General features: G+C 72.7%; 23 protein-coding genes and 1 pseudogene. 12 read left to right on the top strand and 12 right to left on the bottom strand.

Going from position 1 to position 26303, the window contains the following annotated elements; genetic code table 11:
- Positions 1-69: 69 nt before the first annotated feature.
- The gene (locus FF36_RS11265) at positions 70-1275 is read right to left on the bottom strand and encodes an ABC transporter substrate-binding protein (protein WP_044884970.1); all 1206 of its coding nucleotides are present in this window, start codon (positions 1273-1275) and stop codon (positions 70-72) included.
- Between the two features lie 450 nt (positions 1276-1725).
- Here FF36_RS11265 and FF36_RS11260 point away from each other — a divergent pair, with 450 nt between their 5' ends.
- Positions 1726-1893: a hypothetical protein gene (locus tag FF36_RS11260; RefSeq protein WP_199865371.1), complete on the top strand. Its 168-nt coding sequence runs from the start codon at positions 1726-1728 to the stop codon at positions 1891-1893.
- A gap of 115 nt (positions 1894-2008) precedes the next feature.
- Here the strand turns inward: FF36_RS11260 and FF36_RS11255 are convergent, their stop codons facing one another.
- The 3 genes from FF36_RS11255 to FF36_RS40745 all read right to left on the bottom strand — a co-directional run bounded on the left by FF36_RS11255 (position 2009) and on the right by FF36_RS40745 (position 4565).
- Positions 2009-2977 (bottom strand): D-alanine--D-alanine ligase family protein, encoded by a 969-nt coding sequence (locus tag FF36_RS11255; protein ID WP_044885029.1) that lies wholly within the window; start codon positions 2975-2977, stop codon positions 2009-2011.
- Between the two features lie 72 nt (positions 2978-3049).
- Positions 3050-4255 carry an aminotransferase-like domain-containing protein gene (locus FF36_RS11250; protein WP_044884969.1) on the bottom strand — a complete coding sequence of 402 codons (1206 nt, stop codon included), beginning with the start codon at positions 4253-4255 and terminating at the stop codon, positions 3050-3052.
- Positions 4242-4565 carry a DUF1028 domain-containing protein gene (locus FF36_RS40745; RefSeq protein WP_370657146.1) on the bottom strand — a complete coding sequence of 108 codons (324 nt, stop codon included), beginning with the start codon at positions 4563-4565 and terminating at the stop codon, positions 4242-4244. Before FF36_RS40745 ends, FF36_RS11250 begins: the two co-directional genes overlap by 14 nt.
- 106 nt (positions 4566-4671) lie before the next feature.
- Here FF36_RS40745 and FF36_RS11245 point away from each other — a divergent pair, with 106 nt between their 5' ends.
- Together FF36_RS11245 and FF36_RS11240 are read left to right on the top strand one after the other, a co-directional pair.
- On the top strand, positions 4672-5136 hold the full coding sequence (locus FF36_RS11245; RefSeq protein WP_044884968.1) for a Zn-ribbon domain-containing OB-fold protein: 465 nt from the start codon (positions 4672-4674) through the stop codon (positions 5134-5136).
- Entirely contained in the window at positions 5133-6308 is a 1176-nt protein-coding gene (locus FF36_RS11240) for a thiolase family protein (protein WP_044884967.1), read from the top strand. Before FF36_RS11245 ends, FF36_RS11240 begins: the two co-directional genes overlap by 4 nt.
- Positions 6309-6345: 37 nt before the next feature.
- On the opposite strand, the gene FF36_RS11235 is transcribed toward FF36_RS11240, so the two are convergent.
- The 3 genes from FF36_RS11235 to FF36_RS11225 all read right to left on the bottom strand — a co-directional run.
- A complete protein-coding gene (locus FF36_RS11235; RefSeq protein WP_044885028.1) occupies positions 6346-7137 on the bottom strand; it encodes an SDR family NAD(P)-dependent oxidoreductase in 792 nt (263 codons plus the stop codon).
- Between the two features lie 195 nt (positions 7138-7332).
- Positions 7333-8178: a 3-hydroxyacyl-CoA dehydrogenase family protein gene (locus tag FF36_RS11230; RefSeq protein WP_082121829.1), complete on the bottom strand. Its 846-nt coding sequence runs from the start codon at positions 8176-8178 to the stop codon at positions 7333-7335.
- Between the two features lie 20 nt (positions 8179-8198).
- Positions 8199-9185 (bottom strand): hypothetical protein (locus FF36_RS11225; protein ID WP_242422434.1); only part of this gene is annotated, 987 nt, incomplete at its 3' end.
- Positions 9186-9289: 104 nt separating this feature from the next.
- Between FF36_RS11225 and FF36_RS11220 the strand changes: the two genes are divergently transcribed.
- Positions 9290-10999 carry a long-chain-fatty-acid--CoA ligase gene (locus FF36_RS11220; RefSeq protein ID WP_044884965.1) on the top strand — a complete coding sequence of 570 codons (1710 nt, stop codon included), beginning with the start codon at positions 9290-9292 and terminating at the stop codon, positions 10997-10999.
- A 119-nt stretch (positions 11000-11118) separates the two neighbouring features.
- On the opposite strand, the pseudogene FF36_RS11215 reads toward FF36_RS11220, so the two are convergent.
- Positions 11119-12333, bottom strand: a pseudogene (locus FF36_RS11215) (RNA-guided endonuclease InsQ/TnpB family protein).
- Between the two features lie 95 nt (positions 12334-12428).
- Between FF36_RS11215 and FF36_RS11210 the strand changes: the two are divergent.
- Positions 12429-13046, top strand: a complete 618-nt coding sequence (locus FF36_RS11210) for a TetR/AcrR family transcriptional regulator (protein WP_044884964.1) — start codon at positions 12429-12431, stop codon at positions 13044-13046.
- A gap of 246 nt (positions 13047-13292) precedes the next feature.
- On the opposite strand, the gene FF36_RS39935 is transcribed toward FF36_RS11210, so the two are convergent.
- Complete coding sequence (locus FF36_RS39935; RefSeq protein ID WP_255354330.1) at positions 13293-13421, bottom strand: hypothetical protein; 129 nt, start codon at positions 13419-13421, stop codon at positions 13293-13295.
- On the opposite strand from FF36_RS39935, the gene FF36_RS11205 reads away from it, so the two are divergent.
- From FF36_RS11205 to FF36_RS31465, 6 genes are all read left to right on the top strand, one after another.
- Positions 13420-15879, top strand: a complete 2460-nt coding sequence (locus FF36_RS11205; protein WP_052681051.1) for a branched-chain amino acid ABC transporter permease — start codon at positions 13420-13422, stop codon at positions 15877-15879. The two genes, FF36_RS39935 and FF36_RS11205, sit on opposite strands and share 2 nt — an antisense overlap.
- On the top strand, positions 15876-16628 hold the full coding sequence (locus FF36_RS11200; RefSeq protein WP_052681050.1) for an ABC transporter ATP-binding protein: 753 nt from the start codon (positions 15876-15878) through the stop codon (positions 16626-16628). Before FF36_RS11205 ends, FF36_RS11200 begins: the two co-directional genes overlap by 4 nt.
- Positions 16625-17449 carry an ABC transporter ATP-binding protein gene (locus FF36_RS11195; RefSeq protein ID WP_044884963.1) on the top strand — a complete coding sequence of 275 codons (825 nt, stop codon included), beginning with the start codon at positions 16625-16627 and terminating at the stop codon, positions 17447-17449. Before FF36_RS11200 ends, FF36_RS11195 begins: the two co-directional genes overlap by 4 nt.
- A complete protein-coding gene (locus tag FF36_RS11190) occupies positions 17446-18681 on the top strand; it encodes an acetyl-CoA C-acetyltransferase (protein WP_082121828.1) in 1236 nt (411 codons plus the stop codon). The genes FF36_RS11195 and FF36_RS11190 overlap by 4 nt, the downstream gene beginning before the upstream one ends.
- A gap of 81 nt (positions 18682-18762) precedes the next feature.
- On the top strand, positions 18763-19980 hold the full coding sequence (locus FF36_RS11185) for a CaiB/BaiF CoA transferase family protein (protein WP_044884962.1): 1218 nt from the start codon (positions 18763-18765) through the stop codon (positions 19978-19980).
- Positions 19980-21599, top strand: a complete 1620-nt coding sequence (locus FF36_RS31465) for a phosphotransferase family protein (RefSeq protein ID WP_242422433.1) — start codon at positions 19980-19982, stop codon at positions 21597-21599. The genes FF36_RS11185 and FF36_RS31465 overlap by 1 nt, the downstream gene beginning before the upstream one ends.
- A 293-nt stretch (positions 21600-21892) precedes the next feature.
- On the opposite strand, the gene FF36_RS11170 is transcribed toward FF36_RS31465, so the two are convergent.
- The gene (locus tag FF36_RS11170) at positions 21893-23065 is read right to left on the bottom strand and encodes an amidohydrolase family protein (RefSeq protein ID WP_044884961.1); all 1173 of its coding nucleotides are present in this window, start codon (positions 23063-23065) and stop codon (positions 21893-21895) included.
- A gap of 292 nt (positions 23066-23357) precedes the next feature.
- On the opposite strand from FF36_RS11170, the gene FF36_RS11165 reads away from it, so the two are divergent.
- Positions 23358-24701, top strand: a complete 1344-nt coding sequence (locus tag FF36_RS11165) for an ABC transporter substrate-binding protein (protein WP_044885021.1) — start codon at positions 23358-23360, stop codon at positions 24699-24701.
- A 71-nt stretch (positions 24702-24772) separates the two neighbouring features.
- Here FF36_RS11165 and FF36_RS36360 read toward each other — a convergent pair whose 3' ends face one another.
- Both FF36_RS36360 and FF36_RS11155 read right to left on the bottom strand, forming a co-directional pair.
- Positions 24773-24961: a hypothetical protein gene (locus FF36_RS36360; RefSeq protein WP_044884960.1), complete on the bottom strand. Its 189-nt coding sequence runs from the start codon at positions 24959-24961 to the stop codon at positions 24773-24775.
- 1024 nt (positions 24962-25985) lie between these two features.
- Positions 25986-26297: a hypothetical protein gene (locus tag FF36_RS11155; RefSeq protein ID WP_044884959.1), complete on the bottom strand. Its 312-nt coding sequence runs from the start codon at positions 26295-26297 to the stop codon at positions 25986-25988.
- Positions 26298-26303 lie beyond the last annotated feature (6 nt).

The raw sequence follows: 26303 nt of genomic DNA, 5'->3' as shown, positions 1-26303 counted from the left end.
CCCCCCCGGGGGGGGGCGGGCTCTCCCCGGTCGGGTGACCGGGGAGAGCCCGCGCCGGGCGGCGGACCGCTACGGGGTGATCTCCCGTCCGCAGCGGTCTCGGTCGACCACGTCGAAGGCCGTGCCCGTAGGGTTGACCTGGACGAACGAGTAGCAGTTCGTCGTCCTGCCGAGCCCGTGGGCGATGTCGATCGGCGCGATCAGACCGTCCGCGTCGTAGTCCGTCACCGACCGCAGCCCGTCGATGAACGCCCGCCGGGTGGGGCAGGGCCCGGCCGTCTCCAGCCCACGGATGAACATGTCGGTGTCGACGTAGGACATCAACGCGAAGTCGTGCTGCGCCTGCGGGATCTGGGGGGCGAAGCGGGTCACCGCCTTCTCGTAGGTTTCGACGGCGGCGCCGCCGAGTTCGAACGGGCGGTAGAAGACGGGGATGACGAGCCCGGCCATCTGCGCGCCCGCGGTCTCCAGGAGTTGCCGGTCATAACCGGTGACCGCCATGACGAGCCCCGGTAGCCGACCGGCGCCGCGCAGGGCGCTCAGCACCTGGAGGTAGTCGGGCGGCTGGATGAGGAAGATGACCGTGTCGGCGCCCGACTCGGCGATCCGTCGCGCGGTTTCCGCGGGATTGTCGGCCTGCGACGAGTAGCTCAGGATGCCGGCCAGGTCGAGCCCGGCGGCCCGGATGCTCTGGTCGTATTTCGAGGTGAGCTCCGAGACGCTCGCGGACAACGCGGCCTGAACCAGCAGGACGCGTTTTCCCCCACGGTTGTGCACGAAGGTGCCGAATGTGTCGACCGCGTTCCCGTCGGTATAGGAGAACGAGAACATGTTCCGGTAGTGCGACCAGATGTTCTCGGTCGCGATTCCGGTCACGGGGACGCCACGGTCGGCGAGGTACTGGGCGCTGCCGCTGGCGGAGAAGGAGGACTCGATGACGCCGAAGACGTTCTGCCGTTCCACCAGGGTGCGGGCACCCTGGCTGTTCGCGTCGGCGGTCCCGCGGTCGTCCTGCCAGTCGTAGACGATCTTCCGGCCGTGGACGCCGCCGCGCTCGTTGGCCAGGCCGATGCGGGCGTCGATGCCGGCCCGGGAGGAACTGAAGGTAGGCGCGAGAACACCGGAGTCGGGATAGAGCAGCCCGATTCTCACCTCGTTCGGCGTGACTCCGGGACTGACGCACCCGGCCGCTTTCGCCTCATGGGACGCACAGCCGGTCAGCGTCGCGGCGGCGAGCAGGGCCAGTGCGGGGGCTAGGCGGGAACAGCGGCGCATAAGAGGGGAAACTCCGGGGTCGGACGGTCGTCGGGGGAAAGGGCATGGGTCAATTCGCCGTGCGTCCGGTCGAGCGGACGGGCGCCCGGAATGGGGCCGCCAGGGAATGCGGCATCGCCGCCGGCGGCGGCCGCCGGGCGGGAATGCGGTATTGGTATCGAACGGGTATCCGTCATCTCGGCAGCTTAGGGTGCACGTATACAGCAGGTAAACCAATATGCCGGCGGGGCATGAGCGGGATTTCCGGCCGGCCGCGGGCCGCCGGGCGAGTGCCCACCAGGGCATCGTCGCGGGTCGGCCGGCAACCACGGCCCGCCCGCGTCACGACACGCCCGGTTCTCTTCGGCGAAGCCGCCTGGCTGCCGCGCGACCATCGCGACGCAACGCGGTGGCCATCCGGCGGACCGCCATTTCACGGTGCTTCGGACCAGCGGCGGCGGGGATCTGTGGGTGAGCGAGTGCGTGATCAGCTACGACGGCGTGCCGTCCCACCCGGTGAGCATCATGGAATTCTCCGGCGGCCTCGTCGTCCACGAGACCCAGTACTTCGCCGACCCCTTCGCCCCGCCCCCGTGGCGGGCGGCACTGGCCGAGCCGATGCCACACCGCTCGCCCTGATGCGGGCGCGGCTGTCAGGCCAAGGCCGGGTGGGTTGACCGCGTTCCGCCGGAGTGTCGGTCGGAGTGTCTGTCGAGCCGGCGCCGCGATCGGCCGCCGCGGTCAGCCGTCGCGGTCAGCCGGCGTGAGCGGCGTCGCGGCGCGTGCGCGCTCGGGCCGCCAGGTCGCGGCAGAGCACGGCGAAGTCGAGGCCGGCGGCGTGCAGGCCCATCGGCCAGGTGCTCGTGTCGGTCATGCCGGGGGCCACGTTCACCTCCAGGAACTGCGCGACGCCGGCCGCGTCGACGATCATGTCGGTGCGGGACAGGTCGCGCAGGCCCAGCACGCGATGCGCGGTGACGGCGGTCGCGGCGGCGGCGCGCAGCACCGCGTCGTCGAGGCGGGCCGGGGTGAAGAACGCGGTCGCGCCCGCCGTGTAGCGGGCGGCGTAGTCGTACACCCCCGCGGCCGGCTCGATCTCGACCGCCGGCAACGCGACCGGCCCGTCGCCGGTGTCGACGACGCCGACGGTGATCTCGATGCCGGCGACCGCCCGTTCGATCAGGGCCGAGTCGTGGTAGCCGAAGCAGCTCATCAGCGCCTCGGCGAGTCCGCCCGCGTCGTCGACCCGGCTGACCCCGAACGCCGACCCGCCCGCGCGGGGCTTCACCACGACCGGCAGTCCCAGCCGGGCGACGATCCGCTCGATCAACGCGGCGGCGCCCAGGTCGTGGAACGCCTCGCGGGGCAGCGTCACCGCCGCCGGCGTCGCCACCCCGGCGGCGCCGACGGCCGCCTTCGCCGTCGCCTTGTCGAACGCCACCCGGCAGGCCGGCGGCGCGGCGCCCACGTAGGGCAGGTCGTAGAGGTCCAGGACCTCGCGGATCGTGCCGTCCTCACCCGACGTCCCGTGCAGCACGGGGAACACCACGTCGGGCGGGTCGGCGGCCAGCGCGGGCAGCGTCGCGGCATCGACGTCGGCCAGGTCGGCCTCGACCCCGATGCGGGTCAGCGCGTCGCGCAGCCTCCCGCCCGATCGCAGCGACACCTCGCGCTCGGGCGAGAGCCCCCCGGCGAGGATCAGCACACGGCCCAGATCGGTCATCATCGCGTCCTTCGCGGTGTCGGGCACATCAGGGCCGGTCGGCGACGGGGTCATGGGCAGTCGGCGACGGTGTCATGGGCAGTCGGCGACGGTGTCAGGGGCAAAGGTGTCCCGAAGGGCCAGCTCGTCCCGCACGACCCGGCCCAGCCGGCCGACCCCGTCGCGGATGCGCTCGGGTGGTGGGTAGCAGAACGACAACCGCATGCTGCTGCCACCCGACCCGTCGGCGTAGAACCCGGCCCCGGGAACGTAGGCGACCCGGGCGGCGATCGCCCGCGGCAGCATCGCCCGGGTGTCCACCCCGCCCGGCAGCGTCACCCAGACGAAGAACCCGCCGTCCGGCCGGGTCCAGGTGGCGCCGGCGGGCATCGACTCGGCCAGGGCGTCGAGCATGGCGTCGCGACGCTCCCGGTACATCTCCCGGAACACCTTCACCTGCTCCGCCCACGGCTGGGTCGCCAGATACCGTTCGACCACCAGCTGAGTGAACATCGACTGGGACAGGATCGCCGACTCGGCGGCCAGCACCAGCCGGGCCGCCACCGGCGCCGGGGCCAGCGCCCACCCGACCCGCAGTCCCGGCGCCAACGTCTTCGAGAACGATCCCAGGTACACGACGTCGTCGGGGGCGTCGGCGCGCATCGCCCGCACCGGCTCACCCGTGAACGACAGCAGCCCGTACGGGTTGTCCTCGACGACCAGCACCCCGGCGCGCCGGCAGATCTCCAGCACCTCGGCCCGCCGCGGCGGCGTCAGCGTGATCCCGCCGGGATTCTGGAAGGTCGGGACCGTGTAGAGCAGCTTCACCCGGGCGCCCTCGGCGGCCAGCCGCTCCAGCGTCTGCGCGAGTGCGCCCGGCGACAGGCCGTCGCCGTCCATCGGCACGTGCACGATCCGTGCCTGGTAGGCCGCGAACGTGTTGATCGCCGTGACGTAGGTGGGCCCCTCGGTGACGACGACGTCGCCGGGATCGACGAACACGCGGGTGAGCAGGTCGAGCGCCTGCTGCGAGCCCGCCGTCACCACCACGTTGTCGGGATGGGCGTCGGTGATGCCCTCCATCGCCATGACGTCGCAGATCCGTGCCCGCAGACCCGGATCACCCTGCGCCGAGCCGTACTGCAGCGCCACCGCCCCGCGGCTCAGCACCAGCTCCGACACGGTCGCCGCGACCGCCTCCAGCGGCAGCGCGTCGACCGCCGGCATGCCCCCGGCGAGCGACACGATCTCGGGCCGGGAGGCGACCGCGAACAGCGCCCGAACCTCACTCGCGATCATCCCCTGGGCGCGCTGCGCGTACCGATCCCGCCACCGATCGAGAGTCACGCCCCGCGACACTACCCTGCCCCGCAACGGATGACGCCGTCAGCGCCCGGTGTCCGGCGACGCCGGGGCGTGCGCCAGATTCCCCACCGCCGCGGCGCCCCGCCTGCACCGCCACGGCGCCCACTCCCGGACGCGGGTGCGGGACGCCCGCGCCCACGGCAAGGACCCGGCTCGCGGTCGCGACTCCCAGCCGACCGGTCTCGGGATCACGCGCCACGATCGAGACCGTCACCCATACGACCCTGACGGTCGACGCCGCCATCCCTACTCGATCCCTTCGCTATCCCTCCGCGGGGTCGGCGACCAGGCCCTGGATATATGCTCGACTCGCGAGTCGAGAAAAAGTTGCCGGGCGGCTGGGGGTCAGGATGGCTCGGATCAATCACGACACCGTCGAGCTGTGGCAGGGGTGGCAGCGGCGGGAGCTGCGCGTCGACCGCTGCAAGGACTGCGGCACCTGGGTCTTCCCGCCGCGGCCGTTCTGCCCCGGCTGCTGGTCGGATGCCCTGGTGGGGACCGCGCTCGGCGGGGCGGGACGGCTGGTGTCGTACTCCCTGCCCCGCGTCGCGCCCGGGTCGCCACCGGTCGTCAGCGGGGTCGTGGCACTGGCCGAGGCGCCGGGCGTCCGACTGTTGGCCCGCATCGTCGGAATCGAGCCGGAGCGGGTCGCGCTCGGGATGCCGCTGGCGTTGGGCTGGTGGGAGGACGACGGCGGCGTGTATCCGCAGTTCGGGCCGGTCGACGCCGCCCCGGCCCGGCCGGACGGCGGTGCGGTTGGCGGTGTTGCGGACGAGGGTGCTGCGGACGGCGGCGCGGGGGAGGCGGGGGCGTGAACGGGTGGGAGCGGGCCGCGATCGTGGGGATCGGGTGGTCGGAGCTGGCGCGTGACAGCGGCGTGGGGCCGGGCAGTCTCATCGCCCGGGCCGCCCGGGCGGCGGTCCTTGACAGCGGGGTCGCGCGGGACGCGATCGACGGGGTCATCGGCGTGTACGGCACGGACTCCCCGACACTGTGGCCCGGGTACGTCGTCGACGCGCTGGGATTACCCGACGTCCGCTGGTGGGACACGGCGCAGCCGCCGTCGGTCACGGCGCTGTCCACAGCGGCGAACGCGGTGCTGACGGGCAACTGCGACTACGCGCTGTGCTACCACGGCAAGTATCGGTGGGCGAACACCTCGGTCGTCGGCCGCGGTGACCCGCTGCGCCAGGCCCCGGCGCACGAGTTCGACCCCGGCCTCGACCACGCGCTGGTGGAACACGGCGGTTCGATGCTGTGGGCCGCGCGGGTGATGCGGGAGCACATGGCGCGCCACGGCAGCACCCGGGAGGACTTCGCCCGGATCTCCGTCAACAACCGGACGAACGCCGCCCGCAACCCCCGGGCGGTCTTCCGCGCCCCGCTGACCGTCGAGGACTACCTCGCCGCCCCGATGATCGACGATCCGATGTGCCTGCTCGACATGGACGCGCCGATCGACGGCGCGCTCGCCGTCGTGGTCACCACCGAGCGCCGGGCCCGCGACCTGCCGCACCCGCCCGTGCTCGTCGAGGCGTTCGCCAGCGCCCTGCCGGAGCGCAACGACGGGCTGCTGTGGCCCGAGGCGGACGGGCTCGCCGCCCGCCGCGCCGTCGCCAACCTGTTCGCCCGCAGCGACCTGACCCCCGCCGACATCGACCTCGCCTACCCGTACGACGGGTTCACGATCCTGGCGATGCTGTGGCTGGAGGCCCTGTACACCGGGCCGGGGGAGGGCCCGGCGCTGCTGCGCGAGTCGTGGTCCGACGATGAGCAGCGGCTGCGGCTGCACGGCCGGGTTCCGGTGTGCACGCACGGCGGCAACCTGAGCGAGGGGCGTGCCACGCAGGGGTTCGGCTCCGTGATCGAGGCGGTGCAGCAGTTGCGTGGCGACGCGGGGGATCGCCAGGTCGACGCCGCCCGCAGCGCGGTGATCACCGGTGGCATGGCCGGCACGAACCGCTCGACGATCCTCGTCAGCGGCTGACCGGCCGCCCGCCGAGCCACCGCCCCGGCGGCTCGGGTCAGGCCGGGAGGTGCCGGCTCGGGAGCGGGGCGCCGCCCCCGTCGACGACGAGCGTCTGGCCCGTGAGGTAGGACGCCGCGTCGGAGCACAGGAACAGCACGACGGTCGCGATCTCGTCGGCGCTCGCCCAGCGCCGCAGCGGGATGCCGGCCGCCGTCGCCCGGCGAAACCGCTGGTAGCCCTCCTCGCCGAGGGCCGCGACCAGCGGCTGCCAGATGTCGGTGTCGACGAAGCCGGGCGCGACCGCGTTGACCCGCACCCCCCGATCGCCCCAGGCGGTGGCGAGATTCTGGGTCAGGGTGTTCAGCCCGCCCTTCGTCGCCGCGTAGACGGCCTGTTCGACGTCCCCGCCGTAGGCCGCCGCCGACGACATCGTGACCACGCATCCCCGCGTCCGCAGCAGCGACGGCGCGAGCCACGAGGTCAGCAGGATGACGTTGCGCAGGTTGAGGTTGAGCTGCAGGTCCAGCGGCTTCGCGGTGATGGCCTCCGGCGGCTGGTGCCAGCCGAGCCCGGCGTTGTTCACCAGGATGTCGACGTCGCCGAGCTCCTCGAGGGCCTGGTCGGCCACCCGCCGCACGTCGGCCTCGACGGTGAGGTCCGCGCTGATCGTGACCGGCTTGTTGACGAGCTGGTCGGCGACGGCGGCCAGGCCCGCGCTGCCGCGGGCGACGACGGCCACCCGCGCGCCCGCGGCGTCGAGAGCACGCGCGCACGCCGCGCCGATGCCCCTGCTGGCGCCGGTGACCACGGCGGCGCGGCCGGACAGATCGAAGGTGAGACCGGGCATCATGCGCTCCTGAAGATTATTCGTCCCTGATGCAGTTCTGTCGTCGTGCTTGGTCCGGGCAGGGGGAGTCGGGGAGGCTGCGACGGGGTTGCCCGGCGCCGCGGAATCTCCATGATCGCCCGGCTGGGGCTGGGCTGGATGGCGCGGTTCCGCGGAACACCGTGATCCACAATGGATCGGGAGTCCGCGAGCTGGCTACGTCCAGCCTGCCGTGGCGCCCTGGATCATCGTGAATGGTCCGACGGGCCAGCGGAAGCAGTCGACCAGCAACTGGTCGACGTCGCGTTCGGTGCTGACCCCCTCGGCGACGATCCGGCGCGCCTCGGCCACCGCCGCCCAGTAGACCCGGTTGGCGACGTAGCCCCAGGACATCGGGGCGTCGCGCACGACGACCGGGTTCTTGCCCAGCCCGTGGGCGAGCCGGGTCACCGTCTCGACGGCGTCCGGGTCGGTGTGCTCGGTCACGACGATCTCGGCGAAGCGCATGATCTGCGCGGGTGACGACCAGTGCCAACCGAGGACCCGGGTGGGCCGGTCGGTCGCCGCGGCCAGCGCCCCGACTGGGAAGCCGCTGGAGTTGGTGGCGAGGACCGCGCCGGCGGCGGCGACCCGGTCGAGCTCGCGGAACACCCGGACCTTCAACGCGAGGTCCTCCGGCACGGCCTCGATGACCACCGCCGCGCCGGCGACGGCCGACAGCTCGGACTCCCAGGCGATCCTCGCGGCCACCCGGTCGACGTCCGCGGCGGCCAGCTTCCCGCGCTCGACCGCGGCCCGCAGCCCGAAGCGGCCCTCGACGAGCTGGCGGCGGGCGCGCTCGCGGGCCGCGCCGCTCGTGTCGACGCAGACCACCGCGCAGCCGGCCACCGCCGCCGCCTGCGCGATCCCCGCGCCCATCACCCCCGCGCCGATCACCCCCACGGTCCCCACGGCCGTCACGGCTTCTGCGGCTCCCGTGGTCCGTGCGGCTTCTGCGGTTCCCGAGGTCTCCGGCCTCGCCGAGGTCCCGGCGGCGCCGGCCGAGTTGTCGCCGGCGGTCATGCGGCGGTCGCCNGCNGGGNGGTCAGCGCCGCCACCTCGGCGCCCGCCTCCGCCAACAGCCCCTCGGGCGGTCCGGTGGCGGTGAGCGGCGGCCATGCCCGTCGGTCGGCGACGATCCACAGCTCCTTCGACCCGGCCGGGCCGGAGCGCGACGTTCCGTGCCAGGTGCCCTCCTGCTGGAGCCGGAAGCCGAGCCGGCCGAGCTCGACCTCGCCGGCGCCGTCCGTCCGGTCACCCGATCCGTCCGTCGATCTGCCCGTCGAGCCGGCGGCGGTGCCCGGCGCGCCGATCCGGCAGGATCCCTCGACGACGAGCCGGACCAGGTCGGTGCCGAGGCGGAAGCCGGGCAGCGCGGCGGCGCCCGGCGGCCGGTCCCAGCACAGCAGGAGCACGCCGGACTCGCGGTCGCCCAGCGCGACGGCGGCCAGGCGGCTGCCGTCGCTGAGCGTCGACCATCGGGTCGTGTCGGTGAAGCCGGCGTCGAAGTGGCTCGGGCGCAGGACGGCGCCGAAGCTGTTGGCGATGGCGTGCGGGACGTCGGCGTCGCGGGGGAGCATCGCCACCCCCTCCAGGCTGACGTCGTCGGCGAGGGCGGTGTCGGCGAGCCGCTGGAGCTGCGCGTCGGTCAGGTAGGGCTTGAGTCCGCGCCGGTCGGCCATCAGCAGGAGCTGGTTGGTGCCGACCTCGTCGGTCCAGTACTCCGGGCCGTAGAAGGCGTCGGCCCGCTGGAGGCGGAACTCGCCGTGGGCGTAGCTGGTGCCGCCCACCCGGATCGGCTCGCCCAGCGCCATCCGGAAGCTGTCGCTCTTGTGCAGGTGCACGGGGGCCTTGCGAGGGAAGATCCGGCCCTCGATGGACATCGCGACGACGGGGCCCGCGTCGGGGTCACCCATCCGCAGGACGGCCCCGCTCAGCAGGCCGTCCTCGGGTAACGGGCGGCGGATGTCCCGGATGGCGCCGTCAACGTGGCCGTTGTGCCAGGTCGCGGATCCGAGGAGAGTGATCACGAGGGACCCCCTGGGGACGTGTGTTTACTCGACTCGCGGGTTGACATTAATACGGCGAGGCTCCTACGGTCTGCGGGTCGTCGCCGCGAGGATCGAGGAATGACATGCCGATCAGCTCCATCGCCGACCTGATCCGTACCCATGGCGCCGAGTGCGGTGGCCAGCCCGCGCTCACCGCCGACGGCCGCACCGTCACCTTCGCCCAGCTCGACGCCCGCTCGAACCAGGTCGCCCAGGCGCTGGCCGGGGAGGGGATCGGTGCCGGCGACCGGGTCGCCTACCTCGACGCCAACGCCGCGCAGTACTACGAGCTGCTCTTCGGCGGGGCGAAGCTGGGGGCGGTGAACGTCGCGGTGAGCTGGCGGCTGGCGCCGGTCGAGATCGCCGCGATCATCGCCGACGCGCAGGCCTCGGTCCTCATCGTCGGCGCGGCGTTCGCGGCGACCGTCGAGACGGTCGAGGCGGAGCTGCCCGGCGTCAAGAAGATCATCGTGGTCGGCGGCTCGACCGGCCACGAGGTCCGTCCCGAGGTCGGCCACGAGGCCCGCCATGAGGCCCGCCATCAGGACTACGACGAGTGGGTCGCCGCCGCGCCCGCGCTCGATCCCGGGCTGCGCGCGAAGCCCGACGACGTGCGGATCCAGCTCTACACCTCGGGCACCACCGGCCTGCCGAAGGGCGTGATGCTGACCGAGCACAACCTGCTGTCACTGCTGCGGATGGCCGGGGAGACGCTCGACCTCGGACCCGGCAGCGTGAATCTGGTCGCCATGCCGCTGTTCCACATCTCCGGCAGCGGCTACTCGCTCAGCGGCTTCCACGCCGGCTGCCACACGGTGCTGCTGCGCGAGGCCCATCCCGACGCGATCCTGCGCGCGGTGGCCGAGCACGGGGTGACGAACCTGTTCGCGGTGCCCGCCGTGCTGCGCACGATGCTCGGCGTGCCGGGCATCGCCGAGCTGGACCTGTCGTCGTTGCGCACGATCGCCTACGGGGCCTCGCCGATCTCCCTGGACGTGCTGGTCCGGGCGATCGAGACGTTCCGCTGCGACTTCGTGCAGGTCTACGGGCTGAGTGAGACCGCGGGCACCGTCACCATGCTGACGCCGGAGGATCATCGCCGGGCCCTCGATGCCGCCGGGACGGGCGTGGGCGGGACGGCGGAGCCCGGGGCAGTGGGCGCGGGCGGGACGGCGGAGGCGGCTGGGACGGCGGCCCCTCCCGGGTCGGCGGGTGCAGCCGGGCGGTTACGCTCGGCGGGACGAGCGGTGCCCGGGGCCCGGGTGCGCATCGTCCCGCCGCACACCGGGGCCGAAGCCGCGCCCGGGGAGGTCGGCGAGATCTGGATCCACTCGCCGCAGAACACCCCCGGGTACTGGAACAATCCGCGCGAGACCGCGGCGCTGCTCGAGGACGGCTGGCTGCGCACCGGGGACGTCGGCTACCTCGACGAGGACGGCTACCTGTTCATCCACGACCGGGTCAAGGACATGATCATCACCGGGGCGGAGAACGTCTACCCGGCCGAGGTCGAGAACGTCCTGATGTCCCATCCCGACATCGCCGACGTCGCGGTCATCGGGGTGCCGAGCGAGCGCTGGGGCGAGACGGTGAAGGCCGTCGTCGTCGCCGAGGCGGGCCGGACCCCGACGACCGCCGACGTCGTGTCCTTCGCCCGCGCCCGCCTGGCCGCCTACAAGTGCCCGACGTCGATCGACCTCGTCGACGCGCTGCCGCGCAATGCCGCGGGGAAGGTGCTCAAGCGTGAGCTGCGTAACCCTTACTGGTCTGGACGCGCTCGGTCCGTAAGCTAGACCTCGCCGACGGGCAATCTACCTGCTGGTCGGATGGTCGATATCGCCTCGGGGCGTGCGGAGCCCTGCGGAGGAACGCTTGACATCCTCCCTCGCGTGAACGCGGGGGATTCCAACTTCTACACGTCCGCCGGGAGAGGGGGTGTGCAGCGTTGAGGTTCGCGGTTCACGGGCCGCCTGTCGGCGTCGCCTCCCCGCGCAGTCACCCACGTGGTTGCCCACTGATGTCCCAGGGCGATGTTGCGTGCCGCGTTCACGTCGGCGTTCGCCTGCTGCCCGCAGGCCCGGCACCGGAAGGCGGCTTGGCTCTCGCGCGCCTGCCGGTCTCGGGTTCCGCAGGTGTTGCAGGTCTGCGACGTGTAGGCAGGGTTGATCTTCTCGACCCTGCCGGGGGCTTTCTGTTCCAGCCGGCGGACGAGCAGTCCCCAGCCGTGGGCGAGGATGCTCCGGTTCAGCCCGGCTTTCTGCCGCACGTTCCGCCCCGGTTCGGCGAGGGTGCCCCGCGCCGAGCGGGTCATATTTCCGATCGGCAGATCCTCGACGCGGATCAGGTCGTACCGGCGGGCAAACGCGGTGCTGGTCTTCTCGACCCGGTCCTTGCGCCGGTCGACCTCTCGGGCCTTCACTCGGCCGATCTGCGCTTTCAGGCGGGTCCGCCGGTTCGATCCGGATTTCGCTCGGGCGAGCCGGCGTTGCAGGCGGAGCAGCCGAGCCTGTTCCCCGGGCCGCAACCCGGGACAGTGCAGCAACGCGCCCGTCGACAGCGCGGCCGACACGGTCACTCCCCGATCCACCCCGACAATCGTGCCAGTGCCAGTGCCAGTGCCCGGGATCGGGTCGGGCACGGCCGCGAACGCCACCTGCCAGCGGCCCGCCCGGTCCCGCGTCACGCGGTAGGAACGCGCCTCCGGAACAGCACGGGACCGGCGGAACCGCACCCACCCCACCTTCGGGATACGCACCGCCGACCAGCGACGGTTCAGAACATGCACATCGGTGGGTTTCACCGCGACGATCCGGAAACCCGCCGACCGGCCACGCTTGCGCCACGACGGCCGGCGATGCGAACCCCGGAAGAGGTTTGCCATGGCCGTGGCGAAATCGCGCAACGCCTGCTGCTGCAAAGTCTGCGAACCTGCGGCAAGTCACGGATTCTCCCGGCGCGCCGCGGTCAACTGGCGGGACTGCTCGTGGTAGTTCGGTGCCGGGCCGCGGCGCGGATTCCACCAGGACTGCTGTTCCACGGCGAGGTTCCACGCGTACCGCGCCTGCCCGCAATGGTCTTCCATCACAGCCGCCTGTTCGGCGGTCGGACAAAGCCGGTAGCGGGACATGTCTCCATTCTACAGAAGGGATATCGACCGATGAATAAGATGAGACGGCGTTTCCTCCCTGCCATGAACGGCGGGGTCTCCACGCCGCAATCCCGATGAACACGACTCAGTCCGACCCGCCGCGCAAGCGTGGCCGCCCGCGCAACCTCGAGCCCAGCCAGGAGTACCGCGATCGGCTGGAGAACATCGTGCGGGTGGCGGCGGACGTCTTCCAGGCTCACGGGTACGAGGCCGGCTCGCTCGACGACGTGGCCGCCGCGATGGGCCTGCGCAAGGCCAGCCTCTACTACTACGTCAAGCGCAAGAGCGACCTGCTCCGCCTGGTCTTCGAGCGCGCCATCACGGTGGCGCTCACCGAGGTCGAGACGCTCGCGCACCTCGCCAACCCGCGCGAACGGCTCGCCGCGCTCATCCGCCACCAGGCGCTGCTGGTCACCCGGGATCCCGCCCTGTTCGCCGTGTTCTTCGACCAGCGGGCCGGCCTGGAGCACGCCGACCTCGCCGACGTCGGCCACAAGGAGCACCTCTACCTGCGCCAGTTCATCCTCGCGGTCGAGGCCGCGATGGCGGACGGGTCGATCCCGCCGGGCGACCCCAGGCTCGTCGCGAACGCGATCATCGGCATGACGAGCTGGTCCTACAAGTGGTTCGACGCCCGGCGCGACTCGCCGGAGGCGTTCGCCGACACCTGCGTCGCCCTCGTCCTGCGCTGAGCCGGGCGGGGCCGGCACCCGCCCGGCCGGCCGGGAGATCCGGCCGATCCGCCNCCCCGGGCCACGCCCCCGCCGGCCGGTCCGCCCCGCCGGGGCCACTCGCCAGTGTGACGCGGATTAATTTCTACTCATGGGTTGACATAAATCTACCGCCCGCATACCTTGCTCCTACCTCGCAGGCCGCAGCGGTCGGCGGCCCCGCCGGGAACGCGATCGGCGCCCCGGGGAGGTGGTCGGTTCAGGCGGTCACGGATGGCCGTCGACGCGCCGGCGGGCCTGGACGCGGGGCCGGCCGAGCCCGCCGGCCCGCCCGCGCGCCGCCGCACCGGCGGCCGGGGCCTGCCAGCCCGCCGGGAACAGGAGCTTGGACGACATGACGCGACCCCGAACTCCCGCCGCACGATTACGCACGGCCGTTCCCGCCCTCGTGGTGGTGGCCCTGCTCGCGGTGATCCTCGCCAAGGGGGATTACCGGGCCAACTTCTTCTCCGGCGGCGGGTTCGCCCTGGGGGCGCTGATCGCGGCGATCGCTCTCGGCGTCGTCGTCACCTACCGCGGGTCCGGGGTGGTCAACCTGGCGGGGGCGGCCGTGGCGATGTACGCCGCCTACGTCTACGCCGACCTGCGGGCCCACGGCGACCTGTTCCTCCCCCCGCTGCCCAACCCGCTCGCGCCCATCGAGGGCCTCGTGCACCTGGCGGGCGACGACGGGTTCTCCGTGCCGCATTGGCCCACCTCGGTGTCCTTCGGCGCCGCGATGGGCTTCTGGCCGGCCCTCGTGCTCGCCCTGGTGTTCTGCGCCCTGTTCGGCCTGGTGCTGCACGTCGCGGTGTTCCGGCCGCTGCGGCACGCGCCCGTCCTGGCCAAGGTGGTCGCCTCGGTCGGCGTGCTGCTGTTCCTGCAGGCCGTCGTCGTCCGGCGGTTCTCCACGACGACGCAGGTCGTCGGGCCGCTGCCGTTCGTCGACAAGACGCAGGTCGACCTCGGCCTGTTCAAGATCACCCAGGAGCAGCTCTTCGTCGTCTGCCTGGTGCTCGTGCTCGCCGTGGCGCTGTGGGCGCTGTTCCAGCGCAGCCGCTTCGGCCTCGCCGTGCGGGCCGCCGCCGAGAACGAGAAGGGCGCCACGGTCCTCGGCTTCTCCGCCGACCGGCTCGCCGCGGCGACCTGGGTGCTGTCCACCGTCGTCACCGGGCTGCTCGGCATCTTCGTCGCCTCGGTGAACTCCTCCGTCGACCCGAACACCATGCCGGCGCTGATCGTCCCGGCCGTCACCGCCGCCCTGGTCGGCGGTTTCACCTCCTTCGGGTGGACGACGCTGGCCGCCTTCGGCCTCGGTATGCAGGTCTCGCTGGTGACCTTCCTCGGCGCGAACGAAAGCTGGTTTCCGAAGGCCGGCGGGTTGCCCGTGCCCGGGGTCGACCTGCTCGTGCCGCTCGTCGTCATCGTCGCGGTGCTGGCCCTGCGCGGGCAGTCGCTGCCGACCCGCGGGGTGCTGGGGCCGGGCCGGCTGCCGTTCTCGCCGACGGCGCGGCCGTGGGCGCTGCGCTACGGCGGGCCGGGGCTGGCCGTCGTCGCGCTGATCCCCGGGGTGTTCTTCCTGTCGCCAGCGATGCGCGACGGGCTGACGAACACGCTGACCGGCATCGTCATCTGCCTGTCCATCGTGGTCCTCACTGGTTTCATCGGGCAGATCTCGCTGGCCCAGACCAGCTTCGCCGGCCTGTCGGCCTACACCGTCGCGAGCCTGTCGACGCACCACGGCTGGCCGTTCCCGCTGCCGATCCTCGCCGGGGCTGCGGTCGCGGTCGTCGCCGGCGTGCTCGTGGCGCTGCCCGCACTGCGGGTGCGCGGGGTGCACCTCGCGATCGCCACCCTCGCCTTCGCCGTCGCCGTCGACAAGGTCGTGTTCGCCAACTCCTGGATCAACGGTGGTTTCGACGGCGCGACCGTGACGACGCCGGCGCTCATCCGCTCCCAGGACACCGCCACCCACCACATCCTCGGCGTCACGATCGGGGACGGCACCCAACCCAACCCGCTGACCCTGGTGTTCTGCCTGGTCGTCGTGGTCGCGCTGGGCTACCTCGTCGCCAACCTGCGCCGATCGCTGACCGGGCGCCAGATGCTGGCCATCCGCTCGAACGAGCGGGCCGCCGCCGCCGCCGGAGTCAACGTGGCCGCCGTGAAGGTGTTGGCGTTCGGGGTCTCGGCGTTCATCGCCGGGGTCGGTGGCGCGGTCATCGCCTACCGCACCGGCAACGTCACCCCCGACAAGTTCCTCTACGACAAGTCGCTGATGTTCTTCGCGTTCGCCTACCTCGGGGGGATCGCGAGCGTCAGTGGCGCGGTCACCGGCGGCCTGCTCGTCGGCGGTGGGCTCGGCTTCACGGTCCTCAACCGGGTGTTCGGGCTGCCCGACGAGTTCGTGCTGCTGCTCGGCGGCCTCGGCCTGGTCGTCACCGCCGTGCTGAACCCCGAGGGCGTCGCCGGCAAGGCCCGCACGGACCTGCTGGCCCTACAGCGAAGATTCCGACCTCCCACCCTGGCGGACCCACCCACCCTGGCGGACCCACCCACCCCGGCGGACCCACCCACCCCGGCGGACGTGGCAACACCGACCACTGGTCCCGTCGCGTCCACCGAGCCCACTGCGTCCACCGAGCCCACTGCGTCCACCGAGCCCGCCACGACCGTCCCACCTGCAGCGTCCGTCCCACCTGCAGCGTCCACTCCGGTCGCCGCGGCCACCCCGGCTGCGTCCGGGTCCCCTGCCGGCTCCCGGGTGAGCGGGTCGGCCGGGGCGGCGCCCGCGGTGGCGGGGGAGGCCCGGTGAGCGAGTTGCTGCGCACCGAGTCGATGAGCGTCGTCTACGGCGGCCTGCACGCCGTCAACGGGCTGGACCTGCGGGTCGACGAGGGCCGCCTGGTGGGGCTCATCGGTCCCAACGGCGCCGGGAAGACGAGCTTCATCGACGGCATCTCCGGCTTCACCCGCACTCAGGGTGCGATCCACTTCCGCGGGAAGCGCGTCGACCGCGAGCCGGCCCACCGCCGGGCCCGCCTGGGCCTCGGCCGCACCTGGCAGTCGCTGGAACTGTTCGAGGACCTCACCGTGCGGGAGAACCTCCAGGTCGGCGCCGAACGGCAGACGGTCGGCGGGTTTCTGCTCGACCTGGTCCGGCCCGGCCGCCGCCGCGATCAGTCCGACGTGGACTGGGCGCTGGACGTCCTCGGCATCGCCCACCTCGCCGACCGGTTGCCCACCGAGATCAGCCACGGCCAGCGCAAGCTGGTCGGCGCCGGGCGCACCCTCGCCGCCCGGCCCGCGCTGATCTGCATGGACGAGCCGGCCGCGGGCCTGGACACCACCGAGTCGGAGCAGTTCGGCCGCCGGCTGCGCCGCATCGTCGAGGCCGGCGTGTCGATCCTGCTCGTCGATCACGACATGGGGCTGGTGATGGGGGTGTGCGACGAGGTCTACGTCATCGAGTTCGGGACGAAGATCGCGCACGGCACGCCGGCGCAGGTCGTCGCCGACGAGCGCGTCCGGGCGGCCTACCTCGGCACGAAGGCGGGAATATGACCGCGCTGCTGGAGATCGACGGCCTGTACTCCGGCTACGCCGGCGTCGCGATGGTCCGCGACCTGAACCTGACCGTGCACGCCGGGGAGATCGTGGCCCTGCTGGGCCCGAACGGCGCCGGCAAGACCACGACGCTGCTGACCACCTCGGGCCTCAACCCGGTGATGAAGGGCGACATCCGGGTCTTCGGCCGCTCGGTGCGGGGCCGCCCGGCGCACCGGGCGCCCCGCGAGGGGCTCGCCCACGTGCTGGAGGACCGCTCGCTGTTCTACCAGCTCACGGTCGCCGAAAACCTCCGGCTTGCCGCCGCGCGCAGCAAGGGCGACCTCGCCCGCGCGCTGTCGTACTTCCCGGCGCTGGAGCCGCTGCTGGGCCGGCGGGCGGGGCTGCTGTCCGGCGGCGAGCAGCAGATGCTCGCGATGGCCAGGGCCCTGACCTCGAAGCCACGCCTGCTGATGGTGGACGAGATGAGCCTCGGTCTCGCCCCCGTCATCGTCGAACGCCTGCTGCCGGTGCTGCGCCGCATCGTCGACGACACCGGCGCCGGAGTGCTGCTCGTCGAGCAGCACGTCCACCTCGCCCTGGAGGTCGCCGACCGGGCCGCCGTGCTGGTCCATGGGGACCTGGTCGCCAGCGGCACCACCGCGGAGATCGCCGGGCGTGCCGCCGCCCTCGAATCGACCTACTTCGGCGCCGGCGCCGAGGTGGAGGCCGGAGCCGACGTCGGAGCCGATGCCGAGGCCGGTGCCGAGGCCGAGGCCGACGCCCGCACCGGCGACCCGGAAGCCGACCCGGAAGACAACCCGGAAGGATCACGATGAGCGAGGCCTGGATTCTCGACGGCGTGCGGTCCCCCCGCGGCAAGGGCCGGTCCACCGGCTCGCTGCATCACCTGCATCCGCAGGAGCTGTTAGGCCAGCTCCTGCGTGCGCTCGCCGACCGCGTCGGCTTCGACCCGGAGCTCGTCGACGACGTGGTGATGGGCAACGGCAACGCCGTCGGCGACCACGGCGGCGACATCGCCCGGATGGCGGTGCTCGCGGCCGGCTGGCCGGAGACGGTGGCGGGCGTGACGCTGAACCGGTGGTGTGGGTCCGGTCAGCAGGCCGTCACCTTCGCGGCGATGGGCGTGGCCTCCGGGCACCAGGGGCTCGTGCTGGCCGGCGGTGTGGACATGATGTCGCGCTGGCCCGCGGAGGAGGGGCCGATGGACTTCTCGGCCGGCAATCCGGCGGTGCGGGCCAGGTTCCCGCAGGTCCCGCAGGGGGTGTCCGCCGATCTGATCGCGACGATCGAGGGGTTCACCCGCGACGACGTCGACGCGTTCGCCGCCCGCAGCCAGCAGCGCGCCGCCGCGGCGATCGAGCAGGGCCACTTCGCCCGCAGCGTGGTGCCCATCGTCAACGCCGACGGCTCCGTCGCCCTCGACCGCGACGAGCATCCCCGGGCGGGCACCACCCCGCAGACGCTGGCGAAGCTGGCGCCGTCGTTCGCGGCCCTGGGGCGCGCCGTGTTCACCGACTACGGCTACGACCGGGCCTTCGGCGAGATGGTCCGCGACGTCTACCCGGACGTGAAGGAGGTCGACTACGTCCACCATGCCGGCAACTCGTCGGGCATCGTGGACGGCGCGGCCGTGCTCGCGATCGCCTCGCCCGACTTCGCCCGCGCGCACGGCCTGCGCCCGCGGGCCCGGGTGGTGATGAGCGCGGTCGTCGGCGCGGAGCCGGTCATCATGCTGACCGCGCCCGGCCCGGCCTCGCGCCGCTGCCTGGAGCGGGCCGGGATGACGGTGGACGACGTCGACCTGTGGGAGATCAACGAGGCGTTCGCCGCGGTCCCGCTGAAGACCATGCGCGACCTCGACCTCGATCCCGAGAAGGTCAACGTCAACGGCGGGGCGATCGCGCTCGGCCATCCGATCGGCGCGACCGGCGGCATGCTGCTGCAGACCGCCCTCGACGAGCTGGAACGCCGCGACCTGTCGACCGCGCTCGTCACCATGTGCACCGGCGGCGGCATGGGCACCGCGACCATCATCGAGCGGGTCTGACCGCGCCGAGCAGGTCCTGACGCGCAGATCAGAGCCGGACGACAGCGCCGCAACGGCGATCAGTAGGTGTGGAGGCAGGCGATGGGCAGGATTCTCGAGGGCATCAAGGTCGTGGAAGTGGCGCTGTTCGGCTTCGTGCCGTCGGCCGGCGCCGCGCTCGCCGACTGGGGCGCGGACGTCATCAAGATCGAGCATCCCGAGACCGGCGACCCGGTCCGGGCGCTGTCGTCCTACGGCTTCGGCCCCGGCGACGGCGGCGTCACCACGCTGTGGGAGGTGTTCAACCGCGGCAAGCGGGGCGTCGGCATCGACATCGCCACCCCCGACGGGCTCGAACTGCTGATGTGCCTCATCGACGAGGCGGACGTGTTCATCACCAGCTTCATGCCGTCGGCCCGGGAGCGGCTCGGCATCGACGTCGACCAGGTCCGGGCGCGCAACCCGCGCATCATCTACGGCCGCGGCACCGGTCAGGGGCCCGCCGGTCCCGACGCGGACAAGGGCGGGTTCGACGGCATCTCCTACTGGAGCCGATCGGGCGCCAGCACCGCCTCGGTCCCGCCGGGCTACGACTTCCCGATCCTGCTGCCCGGCCCCGCCTTCGGCGACATCCAGAGCGGGATGTTCCTGGCCGGCGGCATCGCAGGGGCGCTGTACCAGCGGGAGCGGACCGGCCAGGGCAGCGTGGTCGACGTGTCGCTGTTCGGCGCCGGGCTGTGGGCGATGCAGGCCACCATCGCCGGCGCCGCGGCGATCGGCGCGGACAACATCGTCCAGCTCGATCGGCGCCGCCCGCCGAACCCGCTGACGAACCTGTACCGGACGGCCGACGGCCGCTTCTTCGTGCTCGGGATGTTACAGGCCGACCGCTACTGGGCCGGCCTGTGCGCGGCGCTCGGTCACCCGGAGCTGGCCGCCGACGAGCGGTTCACCACCCTGGCCCTGCGCACCGAGCACGCCGCGGCGTGCGTCGCCGCCCTCGACGCCATCTTCACGGCGATGAGCTACGACGAGCTGGTCAAGGCCCTCGACAGCCAGGAGGGCCAGTGGGCGCCGGTCGCCGTCCCCGGCGACACCCTGACCGACCCGCAGGCGCTGGCGAACGGCTACGTCCAGCAGGTCGACTACCCGAGTGGCGCACGCCTGCCGCTGGTTCCGGTGCCCGCCAGGGTCGACGGCGACCTGCCCACGCTGACCCCGGCGCCCACCCTCGGGGAGCACACCGACGAGGTCGTCCTGGCGCTCGGCCGCTCCGAGGAGGAGCTCATCAACCTCAAGATCGCCGGTGTGATCTCCTGATGACCGCCGTCACCCACGGGGTCGACCCGGGCGTGCTGCGCGCGCTGCTGGCCGCGGGACGCAACCCCGCCCTGGCCGACCCCGTCCTGGCCGAACCCGTCCTCGCCGAGGCCGACATCGTCGACCTGCACCGGCTCAAGGGCGGCTACTCCCGCGAGATGTGGTCGTTCGACGCGGTGACCCGCGACGGCGCCACGCACCCGCTGATCCTCTGCGCCGACTCGGCCGTCGGCGTCGTCGGCGCGGGCGGCCAGACCCTCGGCCGTCCCGCGGAGGCCGCCCTGCTGCACACCCTGCACACCGCGGGCCTGCCGGTGCCCGACGCGGTGGCCAGCGGCGACGGCGCCACCGGGGGCCCCGGCGGGGAACTCGGCCGCCCGTACCTGGTGATGGAGCGGTGCAGCGGCACGGCCGCGATCGGCCCGCTGCACCGCGACCCCTGGTACGTGCAGCACCGGGCGGAGCTCGCCGACTGGTTCGCCGCGACGCTGGCGGCGATCCACGCCGCCGACGTGCCGGCCGACATCCTCGGCGCCCGCCCGGATCCGGCGCGGGTCGCCGGGGTCGAGCTGGCCCGGTGGAGCGGCGAGCTGCGCGCGACCCCTCGGGCGCACACCGGTGTGCTGGACCGGGCGCTGGGCTGGCTCGCCGCGAACCCGCCACCCCCGCCCGTCCGGGTCACCCTGCTCCACGGCGACTACCGGACCGGCAACATCCTGCATGGTCACGGCGACGGCGGCCCCGACGGGCTGCGCACGGTGCTGGACTGGGAGATGGCCCATGTCGGGGACCCGCTGGAGGACCTCGCCTGGGCGCAGCTCGTCTGCTGGCGGGTCGGCACCGACCGCGTCGGCGGCCTGGTGGACCTGGCTCGCTGGCCGGACCTCTACGGCGCCGCCGCCGGCTGGGCGCCCGACCTCGCGGCCCTGCGGTGGTGGGAGGTGCTCGGTTCGGTGAAGATGGCCTGCCTGGTGTGGCGGGCCGCCGAGGCCGTTACCGTGCCCGCCGAGCGCGCCCTGCTGGAACGCCTCTTCGCCGACCTGGGCACCGAACTCGACCGCCGCCTGCTGCCCCCCGACCGCCGTCCCACCGCACCGCGCCCGACCGGACCGGCACCGACAGACGCCGTCCAGGCACACGGAGCCCAGACGGACGCAGCCCAGACGGACGCCGTTGGGGCGAACGCAGCCCAGGCGGCGGACACGGTACGGGCGGACACGGCGCGGGCGGACATGGCCCAGACGGGCGCGGTACCGGCGGGCGGAGCACAAGGCGGACGGAGCACGGCGATGACCGACGGGGGACGGCGGGCCGACGTGGGGCCCGCGACCGAGTCGTTCGAGGTGCGAGGGGTGCGCAACGGCAGCATCGTCACGGTCGTCTGGGACCGCGGCGTGCTCGACGGCGACCCGCCCACCATCGACCTCGTCGAGGTCGAGGCCGATCTCGTCGCCGAGTCCCGGCGCGATCCCCTCCAGCGTCGCCGCGACGGGGGCGCCGGTGGCGGCGCGGCCGCGGTCGCAGTGAACGATCCCGAGTCCGCGTTCGCGCTCGTAGTCCGCACCCTGGACCGGGTCGTCCAGGTGACGACCCCGGCACGGCCCCGGCCGTCGCGCTAGCCGATCGAGTCTTCTCTACCCTCCGATCTACCCTCCGACCACGAGCATGCGCCGGTGACGGCCGGTCGAGGTGGGCGGGCGGGAGGGGTTGCGGTGCCGACGTGCTCGCGGCACCGCTCCACGCATCCGAGCGCCGGTTCATTCTGATGATCTTGGTGTTCCGCGGAACCGCGCCGTGCTGCCGGGACAGGGGATCGGCGGAAGGCCCGGGCACCGTGCGGTGCCCGGGCCTTCTCGGTGCCGGTGGCCGGTGGCCCGGGCCGCGTCCTGCGGCTTGGGCCGGGTCGTGCGGCTCAGGCGAGGTCGTAGAGCTTCATGGCGTTGTCCTGCAGGATCTTGCGCAGCACGTCGTGGGGGAGGTCGCCGAGCTTGTCGTTGATGAACTGCCGGGGTGGCAGCGCCGAGCTCACCGGCCCCGGCGACATGCTCGTCGGGTGCGGGAAGTCGGTCTCGTACAGGATGTTGTCGGCGCCGACGTAGTCGATCGCCGCGCGCAGCGTGGGGCCGTGCTCGAACCAGAAGCAGGCGTAGATCTGGCGGCGGAAGTACTCGCTGGGTAGCAGGTCATACTCGGGGTGCTCCTTGGCGACGCCGCACTCGGTCCACATCCAGTCCAGCGCCTGCAGGGTGAACGGCACCCAGCCGACGCCGCTCTCGACCGAGACGAACTTCAGGTCGGGGAAGCGGTGGCACACGCCCGCGCCGATGAGGCTGCCCACGGTGCGGGCGTTGCCGAGGAAGAACGTCATCGGGAAGGTGGCGTAGTTGGCGTGGACGCCGGCCGAGGGGTGCAGCAGCTGCGGCATCGTGGTGTCCCCGCTGCCGATGTGGAAGTTCACCGACAGGCCCATTTCCTGGGCCGCTGCCCACAGCCGGTCCCAGTGCGGGTCGGTGAGCATGGGGGAGCCGAAGTCCTCGGGCGCCTGGGAGAACACCAGGCCCTTGTGGCCGAGCTCCGCGCAGCGGGTCATCTCCGCGATCGACAGGTCGATGTCCCAGAACGGCACCGCCATGACCGGGACGTAGCGGTCCGAGACCCGGCGGAAGTCCGCCAGCCAGTCGTTGTACGCCTGTAACAGCAGCAGGGCCAGCTCCATGTCGCCGAAGTCGGTGTAGCGCCCGGCGCCGAAGCCGGCGACGTTCGGGTAGAGGACCTCGGCGTGGATGCCGTACTCGTCCATGATCTCCAGACGGCCTTCGGGCTGCCAGATGCGCGGGTCGACCATGTCGAGCTGAGCGGGGAACTTCGGCGGCGGCTCCTTCCAACCGGCGATGGCGAGACCGGCGGCCGGGCTGAGCACCTTGCCACCGGCGACCCACCACTCGATGCCGCCTGCGTCGCGTTCGACGTGGGGCACACGGTCGCCGTACTTCGACGGGACCCGGGACGTCCAGAGGTCGTAGTGCTCGACGACGTGGGTGTCGCAGTCGATGACCTTGAGGTCGAGTTCGTCGATGAGATCCACGATGTACCCCTCACGCGGGACCGGGAACGCCCCCGGTCGGGACGGTGCGCACTACCTGCACGGGACGATAGGTGAGACGCAGATTACAGTCAACCGGCGGGTCGAATAAATTCGCCGGGNGATCGGAAGGNGTCGAACGGGCGGCCGATCAAGCCGTCGATCGGGTCGTAGCCCAGGGCCATCGGCCGACCTCTCGATTAATTCGATCGACTGGTGGACTAAATTATTGTGGGGTCGTACGGTGCTCCCACCCGTCGGCCACGGGGGCCGGCGCAGGTGGGAGGCGGTACCGGTGAGAGGTCGTTCTGTGGCGGGGGCGCTGGCGCTCAGTTCCCTGCTCTTAGCCGCGGCGTGTTCGTCGTCGGGTTCGTCCGGGGGCGCCGCGAACGGTGCCGGCGCTGCCGGCGCCGGGGAGGTGAGCTCCGCGCCCGTCGCCAACAGCGACAACAACGCCTGGGCGCTGCGCTACACCGGGGGCTCCGCCGGCCCGGCGAAGGGCACGCCGTACAAGATCGGATTTGTCAGTCAGGACACCTTCCTGCCGTCCGCGACCCAGGGCGCGCGGGCCGCGGTGGCCTACGTCGACGCCGAGCTCGGCGGCGTCGGCGGCCGGCCGATCGAGCTGGTCTCCTGCTCGGTCAACGTGCCCGAGGACGCCGCCCGCTGCGGCGCCCAGATGGCCAACGACGCGTCGCTGTCACTGGTGATCGTCGGCGGCCTCAGCGTCGGCAACAAGGAGTTCTACGACGCCGTGGGCGGCCGCAAGGCGATCCTCATCGGCAACGCCCTGGCCAGCGAGGACTTCGTGACGACCCGCGGCGTCGCCTACACCGCCGGCTCGCCCGGGGTGCTGATGGGCATGGCGCGCTTCGCCGTCGAGGAGCTCAAGGCCCGCACCGTGGCGGGCATCGTCCCGGACACGCCCGCCGGCCGCGCGGCCGCCCAGCAGCTCGTGAAGCCGATCCTGGACGCCGCCAAGGTGAAGTTCCGCCCGGTGTTCATCAGCCTGCAGGCCACCACCCCGGACCTGACGACGGCGTTGCAGGCCAGCGGCGCGGGCAGCGCCGACGCGCTGATCACCGCCTTCCCCCCGAGCAGCTGCATCAGCATGTACGACGCGATCCACTCGCTCGGCATCAAGCCCAAGGTGATCACGACCGACCAGTGCGCCGACGTGCCGGTGCGGGCGCACCTCAAGACCGTCGGTGCCGCCGACGCCGTCCCCGACGGCTGGTACTACGCCAACTACGGCTACAACTTCGACCTGCCCGACGTCGACTCCGGGATGAAGACCTACCAGTACGCCGCGGCGAAGTACGCCAAGCCGCTGGGCAGCGCCCCCGTCGAGCTGCGCGGCTTCAGCGGGCCGACGTTCGGCACCGTGATGACCGCCGCCAAGATCGTCAACCAGCTCGGCGTGGACAAGGCCACGTCCTTCGACGTCGTGGACCGGGCGCTGCGCGGCTTCGCCGGTCCGGCGATGCTCCAGGTCGGCCCGCTCAAGTGCGGTCAGGCACCGTTCGTCGCCGTCTGCGGCCACCAGATCGGCGTCGACCAGTACACCGGCGGCAAGTGGACGAGCGTCCGCGACGGCCTCAACGACAAGCCGGTCAACCTGCTCGCCCCGGTGAGCTGACCCCGCCTACCCCGGGCTCCCGGCCGGCCCCGCCCCCGCCGGCCGGCGCCCCGCCGACTCCGTCGGATGGCTCAGTGCGGACTGATGAAGATCCTCGGCTTGGGCCGGTTGTCCCAGTCCGCTGCACGGATCGCCTTCAGTGCCGCGCGCCGTCGCTGCGTGTCCGCCGAGCATCCGGTGCGCGCGGCGCTGCGGGACCTGCTGCGTCGGCGGGCCACGGTGACGTCGACCGACGCGGCTCGCGAACTGGGCGGCAGCACCGGCCTTTACTCCTTCCACCCGCGCCAGCTCGCGACGTGGCCTGATCGAGCCCGCGCCAACGGAGCACGGCCGGCGGCGGCCCTGGCGGCTGGCCACCACGACCGCCGAGTCGACCAACGGGGACGACCTCGGCGAGCTGGCCGGCGGACTGGAGGACGAGGCCTACCAGCGTTGGCTGTCTCGTCGCGCGCAGGCGCCCAGCCGGTGGCGCAGGGACGAGGCGTTCAGCCAGGTCGTCCACCTCACGCCGGAGGAGCTGACCGCGATGCCCGCGGCCATCAGCGATCTGATCGCCGCCTACCGCGACCGTGAGATTCAACCGGGATCACGACCAGCGGGCACCGCGCCCGTCGCGGTTATCGCGCGACTGTCCCCCTGCTCGAGGGCTTCTCACCGCATCGCTGATCAACCGGTTCCCGCCGCCGCCTCGCCGCCCGGCTGCCGCGCCGCCCGGCTGCCGCGCCGCGACCTCACCGACATCACCGTTAGCGGACTGTCCTCGCGGGGCGGAGTGGGAGCCGGTTCCGCGGAATCTGCATGACCGTGTCACGTGCTCGCGGCGGCGGCGGCAGCGATCGCGGAGCGTGGCGGCGACGGGTCGGTGTTCGGGGTGGATGCGTGGGAGAGCGACCACCGTGGTCCCTGTGGCCGGTTTGGCGTCCGCTATGTCCATAGCAAATATGTCCATAGCAAAGAACCACGGGACGCCGGCCCCCCGCACACCCCCGCTCTCACCCCCCTCGACCGTCACCGTCAGTAATTAGGCGGCTGGGGCTCGGCCCGGGCTCCGGCGAACAGCCGCGCGGGCGGGGGGACCGGGACGCGGTTCCGCGGAACACCACGGCCGATGCCTGCGGTCCGATGATCGATGACGGACCCTGGCACGGTGATCACGATGACGACGGTTCCGCCCGTCGACAAGGCCAGCTCATGCTGGGATACGTCCCGGTGGCGGGGCCGCGGGCCTGGGGTCGGGGTGGCGAGACCACGGCCGGCCGGGATGTGCGGGTGGGGTGCGCCGTGTCAGCGCTGGACGCCGACGGACTGCCACACCCGGAGCAGGACTTCCTCATCGGGGGCGTCGAGCGACCACTGCCACGGCTTGGCGAAGACGAAGACCTGGGCCTCGTGATGGGTCGGGTCGCTGCCGTCGAGCATCGTGATGGTCACACTCTTGTCGCCGGTGAGGACGAAGAAGACCTCGCGGTACTGCCCGAGGTGGACGTCGAGGACGACGGCGTCGGGGCCGTAGCGGTGGACGTCGACCGTCCGGGTGCGCGGCGCTGCGGGACCCGGGGCGGGATCGGCGGGGGGTGGCGCCCCGTCCTGCCTCATGCCCGC

This window comes from Frankia torreyi, assembly GCF_000948395.1.
Taxonomy (GTDB): domain Bacteria; phylum Actinomycetota; class Actinomycetes; order Frankiales; family Frankiaceae; genus Frankia; species Frankia torreyi.
This window is presented reverse-complemented; position numbering and strand designations above follow the sequence as displayed.